Here is a 12,587-nt window from a genome sequence, read left to right on the forward strand (position 1 = left end):
CATCAAAGAGACCACAACGCAGCAATCAACATCTTAAACGAAGGGTTAAAAACACTAAAAACAGAACCTAGGGGACCTAGGGGATAGCTTAGAATATTTCCATTCATTAGAATGGATTACCTAAGAATCTACGACCTCTACAGGTCGGAGAGGTTCAAAGTCGCTTTCAAGATACATGTCCGAAAATTCCAGAATGATTTCGGGGTCCCTGCTTGATTCATAGGATTTGAATGCGCATGAAACCGCTTTTGCATGATTGTTCAGCTTCAGGTATGATTTTGCCATCAGGGAGTATGCCTCAGCAGTCTTTATGGATTCAACTGTTTTGATGGCCTCATCATATTTTTCAAGGCGGAAGAGAATCAGTCCCTTTTTGCATTTGAGTTTCCTGCTTTCAAGCTCTTTGATGTATGCGAGGGATTTTTCGTATTCCCTGAGGCTATAGTGGTAGTCGACCATTCGCAATTTCACCGACTTGTTTTCCGGGCGGATTTCAAGAAGCCTTTCGCCTGTTATGATCGCATTTCTCCAGTCTCTTGCCTTTTCATATGAAAGCATCAGGTACGAAAGGATCGTTTCGTTTTCATAGTCTTTTAAAAACTCGTTGAAGTGCCTGACTGCATTGGGGAAATCTTCCTTTCTGTAGTAGTCAAGTCCGATATAGGCATCCGATTTCGGATGATTGGATAGGTTCAGATACCTTATTGACTCGTCGTATTCATCGTTTAAAAACAGTGCCTTTCCAAGCTCGAAATGGGCTTCGTCCGTCGGCTCGACTTCAATGTAGTCTTTTAAAAACTTGATTGCGTCTGAATATGGATTTTCGCTGAATTTTTTGAATCCTTTTAATATTTTGGTGATTTCGGTTGTCATAATGATTAGATGGTCCTAATGGTATATTAAGTTTGTCATGAGAAATATCATTGGCTGTCCTTATGGGAAAGTTCATGGAAAAAGCCGGATTATCCTTTTTGATGTCACGGGTTACAGTAACTGCAGGAGTGGTATCCTGATTTTTCAGCATCATCTTTGCTTGAAAATGAAATTTTATCTGAATTTGAACTGCCCACATATGTTGATTCTGAACTGGAGCTGCTGTACCCATCTGATTTACAGAATATTTGAGATTTCTAAATGCTCACTGAAATAATTTCATTTGTTCGACTTATTAATCATATCCAATAGAACTATCAATATCAATCAAGGAGGTTTGACATGGAAAAGAGAAACATGATTATAATCACAATAGTTGCGGTGGCATGCATTGCAATGACCGCACTGTATTTTTCAGGAGCAATCCACACAGGATCATTTGCAGCCCAGGGAGCAAAATTCGGACCGGGAAGGCAGAGCAATATACAAGGCATCTTCAAATGGCGGCCTTTCCCTATCCGACAACAACGTGGAGGTCAGCTCCGGAGCCACAATAAAAATTCATGACGGCGGAAGCATGGTCTATGAAGGAAGCTGAACAATTTGTGAAGTTTCACTCCCGTGAAATTTCACCTGACTCTTTTTTACCTGAAAAAATAAGTGTTTTGCCTTAAAAAAAGTGATGGTTATAGAGATTTAAAAATCCCTATCTTTTAATGGTTAATTTTTTGGTTACGGTGTCTTTTCCGTAAGTTATCTTGTATTTGTATTTTTTACCGACTTTGAGTTTTTTAAGCATGGATTTTTTGACTTTCCATGTTGCCACTCCTTTCTTGTTGGTTTTTACCTTGTAGGTTTTTCCTCTGAATTTGATCTTGACCTTTTTATTTTTAAGGTATTTCTTGTTGACCTTTTTGAGGGAAATTTTTATTTTGGTAACTTTTTTGGATTTTTTAACCTTTTTGTTTGCAGCCTTTATGATGCTGTTTACTTTTACCGTGTTTTTAACTGTAATGTCTTTATATGTAGCTGTAATGGTGTATTTGGCTTTTTTAGGCTTTACGTTAGGAAGTTTCAGGGTTGCATAACCGTTTGCATCGGTTTTGACATTATATGTTTTTCCGTTGAATTTGATGGCTACAGTTTCGCCCGCTCCAACTGCCTTGCCGTTTTTAGTTACGAGAACTTTATAAGGTGTTTTGGCAGTGTAAAGCATTGTAACATCCTTATTGTTTATCATGTTATAAACTGCAGGTTTAACCTCAAATTGGATTACGGTCACATCTGCCTTGAATGTGCCATCACCATTATATCCAACATATACGTTATAGCTGCCTTCAGATAAGACCTTTATGGAATATGAGCCTGCACCATTCACTACAGAGATGTTGCCATCTACAATGCCTTTAATTAATACCATCATGTTGCCTGTGAATGTATTGTTGGTTGTGACTTTCACAATTGCATTCTGGCCTTCAAAAATGTCCTCAACGCTTATGGTCAACTTAAGGTCGGTTTTTTCCTTTTCAGGTTTGACTTCAAATCTGGCTGTTTTTGAATCAGGGTTGAATGCATAGTTTCCATCAAAGCTGACAGTGACAGTGTAATTGCCTGCATCTAAATGCATGGTCTGATATGTGCCTTTGCCGTCAATTATTTCCAGTGTTTCATTTTGGATATCTGTGCCGTTTATGGAGATTTTAACTTCGCCGTCAAATAATGGGTTGGCGCTGATGTATATTGTCGCCATATCGTCCTCTTCAATATCACTAACACTGACGGTTAAATTGAGGTTCTGTTTTGGATGTACTTCAAATTTGGCTGATTTTGAAGCTTCATTAAACTCGACATTTCCGTTAAAGCTGACAGTGGCAGTGTAGTTTCCTGCATCCAGTTCGCCAATGGTATAATTGCCGATACCATTGTGAATCTCAACGGTTTTGTTGGTGCCGTTTATGGATATGGTGACATTGCCGCTGAATATGTCAATTGTATGGATTTCGACGGTTTCGCTCTGGCCTTCAATGATGTCTGCAGCACTGACGGTTAAATCAAGGTCGAATTTAGGAGTGACTTCAAATTGCACTGACTTTTCATCAGGATTGAATTTATAGTTTCCATCATAAACAACAGTCAAGGTATGATTGCCTACAGCTAAACCGGAAGCATTATAGCTGCCATAACCGCCAGCAACATTAACGGTATAGTTATTGTCGTCTATCAGCAATGTGACATTGCCGTTGAATATGGAACTGCTATGAATCTGAACGCTTTCTATTTGGCCTGTAAAAATGTCCTGAACTTCTACATTTAAATCAAGATCATATTTAGGTTTGACTTTGAATGTGGCTGATGTTTCATTGCCGTTGAATCTCTCATCGCCATTGAAGCTGACTGTTACAGTATAATCGCCTTCAGTTAAACCTGAAGCCATGAAGCTGCCGACACCATTGGCGACATTGACGCTATGATTGCTGTTATTTATTGATACGATCACATTGCCTGTGAAACTTGTATTTGCAGTGATATTGACTGTTGCAGTCTGTCCTTCGAAAATATCCTCGCTGGAGGCATTTAAATAAAGGTCATATTTTTTGACTGTTAAGTTAATTTCACTATCATCCGCTTTAAATTCATTGTCCTCTTTAAAACTGATATATATTGCATAATTGCCTGCAGGCATGTTTTTAAGAGTGTATGAACCTTCACCATTTGTGACACTGATGATGTCGGTGACAATGCCTGTTATGACAATTGAAATGTTTCCTTTGAATCTCTTGTTGGTTGTGACTTTCACGGTTGCATTATCTCCTGTGAAAATTTCCTCAACGCTGGCAGTTAGGTTAAGGTCACGTTTTTTAACTTCAAACATGCCTGCGTTTGCATCTGCTTTGAATGCATCATCGCCATTGAAAGCAACATAGGCAGTATAATTGCCTGCAGGTAAGTTTTCAACAGCATATGAGCCGTTACCGTTTTCAACGGTTATGTTGTCATTTACAATGCCGTTTATAATCAGTATGACTTTGCCGTTGAAGGTGTTGTTGGTTGTGACTTTAACGGTTGCATTATCTCCTGCAAAAATGTCCTCAACGCTTACGGTCAACTTAAGGTCGGTTTTTTCTCCTTCCTCTTTAACTTCAAATGTTGTTGAGTTCAAATCCGGGTTGAATGCGTCGTCTCCATCATAACTGACGGTCACAGTGTAATTGCCTGCATCTAAATACATGGCCTGATATGTGCCTTTGCCGTCAATCATGTCCAGTGTTTCATTTTGGATATCTGTGCCGTTTATGGAGATTTTAACTTCTCCGTCAAATAACGGATTGGCGCTGACGTATATGGTCGCCATATTGCCCTCTTCAATATCACTAACACTAACGGTTAAATTGAGGTCCTGTTTTGGAAGCACTTCAAATTTTGCCTGTTTTGAATCAGGGTTGAATCCTTCATTTCCGTTAAAGCTTACGGTCACGGTGTAGTTGCCGGCATCCATTTCGCCAAGGGTATAATTGCCGATACCGTTGAGAATTTCAACGGTTTTGCTGATGCTGTTTATGGATACGGTGACATTGCCGCTGAATACGTCAATTGTATGGATTTCGACGGTTTCGCTCTGGCCTTCAATGATGTCTGCAACGTTTATGCTTAAGTCAAGGTCGAATTTAGGGGTCACTTCAAATTTTACGGATTTTTCAACCGGCCAGAATTTATCGCCATTAAAGCTGACAGTTGCATCATATTCGCCGATGGCCAAATCCCGAATGGTATAACTGCCGTAGCCGTCAACAAGATTGACGGTATAATTGGTGCCGTTTATGGATAATGTAATGTCATCATTGAATGTTTTATTGGTGGCAAATATTTCAACGATTTCATTCTGACCTGTAAAAATGTCTACAACATTTATGGTTAAATCGAGTGAATATCCCAGCTGCATTGCTGTGTTCACTTTTCCATTGTTATCGGTTTCTATGCTGAACTGGACATTATAGATTCCCAATTCCAGGTTTTCTATTTTCCATCCTTTATCATCACATCTTAATTCTTTTGTGGCACCGTCTTTTGTAACGGTTACTTTAAGGTTGCATTCAGGCAGGCCCTGGAATGATACGGCATCACCAGGGAGCATTATATCCTTCTTATTAACATAAAATTTAATTTCAGTGTGGTATGCATTATTATTGATAAAAGAACAATTGTCGGCTGAACCGGTATAGATTGCACTGCCGGTGTTTGCAGTGTTGTTTGTGAAAGTACAGTTTACTGCATTGCCTCCGTTCATTGCACCGCCTAAATCACTGGCCTTGTTGCCTGTAAAGGTACTGTCCTGGGCATAAGTCTTATGCATTGCACCGCCGTATCTTGCGGCATTATTGATGAATGTACAGTTCACAGCAGAGCCGCCCCACATTGCACCTCCGAAGTTTGTTGCAGCATTCTTATTGAATAGGCATTCTAAAGCATTTACATTGGTTATTGCTCCACCATAGGATGCCTGATTGCTTTCGAATGTGCAGTTTATTGCAGTAACGTTTTTTGCTCCGTTATTCCAGATGGCGGCACCGAATCCGCCATATTTTGCCTGTCCGTTTGCAAATATTATATTTTTAAATGTAACTTCTGCATTATTGTTTACTTGAAAGATTCTCATAAGGTTATTGGCATCTATTTTGTGGCCCTGTCCATCTATTGTAATGGATTTGTTGATTATTATTCCGTTTGCCAGATTTCCTTTCTCATAGCAGGTGTAATCATAATTCAGGACAATTGTATCGTTTTGAGTGTTGCGGATCAGCTCATCCAACTCCTGTATCTGCTTGGTCCTTACAGTTATTTGGGCTGTTAATTCACCTCTATTTTTGTCATACTCTTTAATGGTAAATTTGACAGTATATGTACCTGCTTTCAGGTCTCCTATATTCCATCCTTTATCGCTGATGTCAAATGTTTTTGTGGCTCCATTCTTATCGCTGGCGGTTACTGTAAGATTGCATTCCGGCAAACCGTAAAACATTACAGTGCCCTCAATATATGTTACTGTATCTGTGACATTGAACTGGATTGTTGTGTTGTATATGGTGTTATTGGTAAATGAGCAATTCACGTCAGTTCCGCCATACATTGCACCACCCTTATCTGCAGAGTTATTAATGAAATAGGAGTTCTCCACATTGCCGTTATTATTATAATCCCATGAAATTGCTCCGCCTTCCTCTTTTGCAGTATTGCCTGTAAAGTTACAGTTTTTCACATTGCTGTTTTTAGTGGAGGTCATGATGACAGCACCGGCACGGGTTGATGCGGTGTTGTTTGTGAATCTGCAGTTCATTATGGTGGAATCAACACCTTGCATCCAGATTGCACCGGCACAGTTTGCAGTATTATTTGTAAAGCTGCAGTCTGAAACAGAGGTTGGAGAGAAAGTTAGTATGGCTCCTCCATCAGTTGCCTTATTGTTTGTAAATGTGGAGTTTGAGATAGTTTGGTTGATACATTTCGTCGCCACATAAATTGCCCCTCCATCTTTTGCGGCATTATTTTTTGTGAAGTTACAGTTTTTTACAGTGGAATTGTCACATTGTGTCCAGATTGCTCCGGCGCGATTTGCAGTATTATTTGTGAAGCTGCAATCTGAAACGGTGGTTAGAGCAAATAATAACAGGGCTCCTCCATCATCTGCTTTATTGTTTGTAAATGTGGAATTTGAGATAATCAGGTTGGCGGAATTAATCACTGTATAAACTGCACCTCCATCCTCTTTTGCAACATTATTTGTGAATCTGCAGTTCATTATAGTGGTATTGGGATCCTGTGCCCAGATGGCTCCGGCGCGATTTGCAGCATTATCTGTGAAACTGCAATTTAAAACTAGGCTTTGCCCTCCGATTATGGCAGCTCCACCATCATCTGCTTTATTATTTGTGAAAATACAATTTGAAAGAGTGGTATGACATTTAATGTGTAGGGCTCCGCCATTTTTAGCTTTATTGTTTGTGAAGGTACAATTTGATATTGTTGAGTCTTCACCAAAAATATAGATTGCCGCTCCATTATCCTTAGCGGAGTTATCTATAAACCTGCAATTTGTAATAACAATATTTTTGGCCTCGGAATAGATTGCTCCACCAAGGGACGGAGAGTAACAGTTTTTAAATGTAATGTTGTTCAATACAATCGGATTGGTGGTTTTTAAAATAAAAAATGCACTTGCCTTATTTTTACCGTCTATTGTAAAGCCGTTACCGTTGATGGTAATTTTTTTATTGACAGGTATCCCGTCCAAATAGGGGATATCCGTTACACGCTCACCAATACGGCTGGTATAGGCATAATCCCGTGTTAAATTTAATTCACCATCTGATTTTTTAATGTCATCTGCCAGATTAGTCAATGTTCCTGTATTTGCACTTAGCTTATTATCTTCAGCCGTGCTGAGTTCATCGTTGTCCTGATTTTCAGCGAGGGTCACTTCATTTTGGTCCTCACATGCGACAACGGTATCATTTACGTCGCTTGCATTAACGCCTGCAAGGGTAAACAGTACCGTTATCAGACATATTATAATAAGAAATTTTTTAAACATCATATATTTTTACCTCAATATTATTTTTCGTTTAGATAATATTTAAGGATTTTTATGAAAAGTTCTCCTAAACATTTTTGCATAATCTATTAATAATGCTGAATTGAAAATATATTATATATGGTGGTATTGTGAAGATTTTAAAAATAATGATTCTATTTCTTGTTTTAATCATCTCTGCAGGTGCAGTGTGTGCGGCAGACTCGATTTCGGATGATAATGAAACCATGCAGGATGAAGATATTTATGAAGAGGCTGAAGCCTCATTCAAGGATTTGGAAAATGATATAGCGGATTCGGACAATGAATTCAATGTGACCCGGGACTATAAGTTCAACAATGAAACCGATAACGTCAGCGGAATAGCAATTAAAAAGGACAGTCTTGTCATTAACGGCAACGGCCACACGGTGGATGCGGACGGCAAGTCCATGGTTTTCACCGTTTATAAAGGAAACATCACAATCAGCAATCTCAAGATCATAAATGCAAAAACTGATGGTGGAGGGGCAATTATCGCAGGCACCACTTCCTGGCTTAAAACGAATAATGTGACCTTTGAGAATAACCAGGCCGGCGGAGGCACCCTTTACATTGGAGGCAACTACACCAGCGTAAACGACAAGTTCATCAACAACCAGGCTAAGGCCTCTGCAATCCACACTGCCGGCAAGAATTCAACAGTTGGGGTGGTTAACGCAACCTTCATAAGTGATAGGGAACTGTCATGGGGCCTGATTTATGCCCGACACGCCAGATTGTACATTGAAAACACCACATTCGCCAATCTCATATCCAATTACTCCACTGCAGTCCATATCCTTGAAAGTTCGGGCAGAATCAGGAACTGCAATTTCATCAACCTGACGGCTAAAATAACTGCAGGTGCCGTTGGAATCCGGGCAAATGGCAATGTGACCATAGAGAACTGCAGCTTCATCAATACAAAATCACAGAAAAACGGTGGGGCGGTCTTTGCCGATGTTGCCGCCATTTACGGGTCAAATGCAACGGTGAAAGTCATCGGTTCCCGCTTCGTCAACTGCTCCTCGGAGTTTGGAGGGGCATTCCTTCAGCTCGGCGGATTCCTATTGATTAACCGGTCAAATTTCACTTCAAACAGTGCACAATTTGATGGGGGAGCCGTTTATACCTCCGGAGCGTCAGGTGAAATAACAAATTCAGGATTCGTTTCAAACATGGCCTTGACTGAAGGTTTTGCAAACGGCGGAGCATGCTATCTGGACAACGGAGGGATTGCATTGGACTCATGTGTCTTTAAAAACAATGCCGCAGGCGAGGGCTCATCACTCTATACATATGACACCGTACTTAACCTGACCGGATGCTATTTTAGAAATCCCGCAAACTCCTCAAGCATCTACTGCGTCTTTGACATCACCAATGTCAAGGAGGGCAACGATTTCACCAATGACACGGTTTCTCTGAACAATACCGATTACGACTTCACTGTTGAAAACTCCCAGACAAACTTCACAATCCTCAAAAACAGCATAAACGTTGAAAATCTCCCCAAAAGATTTGACCTGCGGGACTGGGGATGGGTTTCACCTGTAAAGGATCAGGGCGAGATGGGTTCCTGCTGGGCATTCGGCTCCATTGCCACATTGGAGTCTGCAATACTCAGATATACCAACCTGACATTTTGCTTTTCAGAAAATAACCTGCAAAATACAATGCTTAGATATTCAAAATACGGCAATATCAATGCTTATGAGGGCGGAAGTTCAATCCTGGCAATGGGTTACTTCATAAGCTGGCTTGGGGTGTCTCCCGTTGAATATGACCCTTATGACCAGCTTGGCAAGATTTCCCCGCTCATCGCCACCGATTATGACATTCACATCCTGGATGCGGTGATGCTTCCTCCAAGAGCCAACTCGACGGATAATGACCTGATGAAATGGGCGCTGATCAGCTACGGGGCTCTGGCGGTAAACTATAAGCATGTCCATGATTCCAAATATTACAACAATGCGACCCATGCATTCTACAATCCCGAACCGGGCCATAATCATGCAGTCAGCCTTGTGGGCTGGGATGACACCTACCCTAAGGAAAACTTTGCCATGACTCCTCCGGGCGATGGGGCATGGATTTGCAAGAACAGCTGGGGAACCCAGTGGGGCGAGGAAGGATTTTTCTACATTTCATATTATGACGCTTCATTTGCCACTCAAACCCCTCCTTTGGCATTCATTGTAGAAAATATTGATTATAACATGATTTATCAGCTTGAAACCTGTTATGGTGAAATAGTGAACTACTCCTATTGCATGAACCGCTTTGTCGCATCACAGGATGCCTTGATCGGGGCTGTAGGGACATTCTTCAACGCTTCAGGTGTGGATTATGAGTTCTCAGTGCTCGTCAACGGCGTGGAGGTGCATAACCAAAGCGGAGTAAGTGACTATATGGGATATGCCTCCATCAGGCTGGACAAATACATTCCGGTTAAGAAAGGCGATGAGTTCATTGTCAAATTCAAAAGCAATTTAACAGCAGTGGGAGCTGCCAGGCTGAATGTTGAGCCTGGAAGTTCAAAGGCAAGTCATGATGGTGATGTTTGGGTGGACATGTCAAAAGAGGGCCATGCGGCCATCTTAAAGGCCTATACCTTAACCGATGACAGCCGAATCATCGCAAATGAGGATGTTGTTGTTGATTATGGAAGCGGTGAATTCTTCACCGTCAAGGTTGTCGCAGGTGACGGGCATGCGGTAGGTTCGGGTGCAGTTGTCAACTTCACAATCAACGGGAAAAGATATTCTCTCAGAACAGATGATGATGGAGTTGCCAAAATTAGGATTAATGAAGCTCCGGGGATTTACGAGATATTGACAGAGTATAATGGTGAGGCATACAGGAATAATGTCACTGTAAAGCTGAATGCACAAACCTGTAAGATTACTGAAAACAGGGACATCATGGTTGATTATGACGGCGGTGCATACTTCACAGTTAAACTGGTTTCAGCTGACGGCAAAGTGCCTGCATCAGGCTTAACTGTTGTGTTTACAATCAATGGAAAATCCATGGCCGTCAAAAGTGATGGAAACGGAATTGCCAAAATCAGAATAGGTGAAGTTCCGAAAAAGTACATTATAACAACCGCCTTCAACGGCAATGTCTACAAAAACACTGTCACCGTTAAACAGGTGCTTAAGGCCAAGAAAGTCACAGTCAAAAAGACTGCCAGGAAGTTTAGCATAAAGGCAACCCTTAAAATCAACGGCAAATTGATTAAAGGCAAAAAAATAACCTTCAAATTCAACGGCAAAACCTATAAGGTAAAAACAAACAGAAAAGGAATTGCAAAAAAGACATTGAATAGGAAAGTTATCAAAAAGCTTAAAAGGGGCAAAACCTACGCCGTAAAGGTGACATACCTTAAGGATACAATTAAAACGACTGTTAAAGTAAAATAGTGTTTAAGCACTATTTTATTAATATTTTTTAAAATCTTGAATTTTTCTAAATTGGGAAGATAATTGTGAAGGTTATTTGGATAGTGTTTTTTTAACAAAATCTTTACTGACGTCTGTGATTCTTGCAATATCTGCTATTTTAAAGCCTTCTTCACATAAATTAATCACTATTGATTCTTTTGATTCATCAACTTTCTTTTTTGCTACTCTTTGTGCATAGTCTTCTACTATTTTCATGTTCCCACCCAATATATTTGATATTGTTTTGTTTAATGATTTGTCTTCAGAGAACTTGTCGCATAGCATCAGCAACACTCCCTTTACGAATTGGCTGATGTCATCATCCAAATCAGGGATGTTGGTTATTGTGACTGCTGAATCCAATATATTGTTTCCCACAGTATTTTCAGACTTCATGAAGCAAAGCAAACTTATCATGAGCAAGTCTTTGGTTGTAAGCTTTTGGTTAGTTCCTATTTTAGCATTCATCCTATTTAAAAGTTTATCTCCATCAATGTTTTTGAGGGAGTGAATGTATATTGGAAAGCAAGCCTCGGAGCTTACATTATACCATGTTGTCTTCTTCTTTTTAACTGTGCTTAAAACATGGACTTCTATGGGTTTTTTGGATTTGATCTTTACATGGTCAAAGAGTGCACTGTAGAAGCGAAATCTCCTTTTGTCTTTGGTATTTACGCAGGTGCTTTGAAACTCGAAGATTATTATCCTGTCTTCCAGTTCCATTATCAAATCCGGCTTGTACATCTTCGGCTGTATAATGCTTGATTCGGTTTGATGAAGTTTAATGAGTTTTCCTTTGATTTTCACGATTTCTATCAGGTCCTGACCATAGATTTCGCCATTGTTCTTGAAGATGATGTCCTCATGAAATTCAATAACTTTCACCTCTGATAATTTTTTCTTATTATTCTTTAATTTGTTGTTAAAGAATATATATCTTTTAATATGGCTCTAGAGCAATTTTTACATTAGAATATTATAAAATAAGTTTAAATCAATATTGTTTTTTGAATATAATAATTTTAAGTTGGAATCAATATTGAGTTTTGAAGGCAATGCCATGCATGATATTTTTGATAAGTGAATGTTTGCAGGAATGGATTATTTGATATTTATAGTTTATTTTTAAAAGACGATAATATAAATTAGTGAAGCATTTATTATCAGTTTTTCATTTCTTTTAACTGTTTGGAAAACTTGGAGAATGTTCTATCATATCGGCATCCATCAGAAATTGCACCTGCACTGCCATAATTGCTTGCCTTTCAAAATAGTTACGCTTTCATTTAATGCCCTTCTCAAATCAGCTTTGCAATAACCCATTTGTTAAACAGGATGAACTGCACTTCAGCACGTGTTTTTGACCTCCTTGATTAGGGTATACGGGTTGTTTGCAACATAACCTACCGTTTCACCCTTGATTTCAACGCGTATCGCATACCGGTCATGGGGATTGTCGGGTTCCCTGATCAAATCAACGATTGTCCCTTCCCTGAACGGTGCGAAATTCTGGTAGTATTGGGTTCCCGTAATGTTGATGTAGTTTTCAGTGGACTTTAATTTTTTAAGCTGTTTTTCCGCCTTATCCGCTTCGTCATAGCGTTTGGCTGCAAGAGCCTGACAGATTCTTGCCTTTACGCCTTCGCCCAGCTGGTCTA

At 39.8% G+C, this 12,587-nt stretch carries 6 protein-coding genes; 2 read left to right on the forward strand and 4 right to left on the reverse strand.

Annotation, left to right across the window (positions count from 1 at the left end; all coding sequences use genetic code 11):
- Positions 1–120: 120 nt before the first annotated feature.
- Entirely contained in the window at positions 121–873 is a 753-nt protein-coding gene (locus QZN27_RS06790) for a lipopolysaccharide assembly protein LapB (RefSeq protein ID WP_296785523.1), read from the reverse strand.
- 342 nt (positions 874–1,215) lie between these two features.
- Here QZN27_RS06790 and QZN27_RS06795 point away from each other — a divergent pair, with 342 nt between their 5' ends.
- Complete coding sequence (locus tag QZN27_RS06795; protein WP_296785526.1) at positions 1,216–1,440, forward strand: hypothetical protein; 225 nt, start codon at positions 1,216–1,218, stop codon at positions 1,438–1,440.
- Positions 1,441–1,579: 139 nt separating this feature from the next.
- On the opposite strand, the gene QZN27_RS06800 is transcribed toward QZN27_RS06795, so the two are convergent.
- On the reverse strand, positions 1,580–7,462 hold the full coding sequence (locus QZN27_RS06800; protein WP_296785529.1) for a right-handed parallel beta-helix repeat-containing protein: 5,883 nt from the start codon (positions 7,460–7,462) through the stop codon (positions 1,580–1,582).
- 128 nt (positions 7,463–7,590) lie between these two features.
- Here QZN27_RS06800 and QZN27_RS06805 point away from each other — a divergent pair, with 128 nt between their 5' ends.
- Positions 7,591–10,908 carry a C1 family peptidase gene (locus QZN27_RS06805; RefSeq protein WP_296785531.1) on the forward strand — a complete coding sequence of 1,106 codons (3,318 nt, stop codon included), beginning with the start codon at positions 7,591–7,593 and terminating at the stop codon, positions 10,906–10,908.
- 72 nt (positions 10,909–10,980) lie between these two features.
- Here the strand turns inward: QZN27_RS06805 and QZN27_RS06810 are convergent, their stop codons facing one another.
- Both QZN27_RS06810 and QZN27_RS06815 read right to left on the reverse strand, forming a co-directional pair.
- Entirely contained in the window at positions 10,981–11,814 is an 834-nt protein-coding gene (locus QZN27_RS06810) for a hypothetical protein (protein WP_296785536.1), read from the reverse strand.
- A 462-nt stretch (positions 11,815–12,276) separates the two neighbouring features.
- On the reverse strand, positions 12,277–12,587 hold a 311-nt coding region (locus tag QZN27_RS06815), incomplete at its 5' end, for an HIRAN domain-containing protein (protein ID WP_296785539.1).

Source organism: uncultured Methanobrevibacter sp. (genome assembly GCF_900316895.1).
GTDB lineage: Archaea > Methanobacteriota > Methanobacteria > Methanobacteriales > Methanobacteriaceae > Methanocatella.